1 pseudogene is annotated in these 354 nt (G+C 44.4%); it reads right to left on the bottom strand.

Annotated features, from left to right (window positions below):
• Positions 1–24: 24 nt before the first annotated feature.
• Positions 25–354: pseudogene (locus tag ACOI06_RS14635) on the bottom strand (IS1634 family transposase); the annotation flags it as partial.

Here is a 354-nt window from a genome sequence, read left to right as displayed (position 1 = left end):
CCTGACTTCTGCCATTTAGTGCGGTCAACAAGAGTTTAAAAATTGATTCAGTGGTTGGAGATCCGGATTTGAGTGATCTCCAACCAGAATTCCGACGGTTCCGGTCTGCGTATCCCGTACATGTGCCTCTTGCACAGACCAGATTGCGTCACGAATCCGTTTAATTGAGCGTCCCGTTTTAATTTCGATCAACTTGCCGACCATCAACGCCATAAAGCAAATCAACACGTGAGCACGGATCGAGTCCTCCGTGTGATGGAATATCGGTCGAGTTTTAAGATCTGATTTGCTCATACGAAACGCTTGCTCAACATTCCAAAGATCATGGTAATAATTAATCACGTTTTGATTATC

This window comes from Orrella sp. 11846, from assembly GCF_048820935.1.
Lineage (GTDB): Bacteria > Pseudomonadota > Gammaproteobacteria > Burkholderiales > Burkholderiaceae_B > Algicoccus.
The sequence above is the reverse complement of the archived record's forward strand: the minus strand, read 5'-3'. Positions and strand labels throughout refer to the sequence as shown.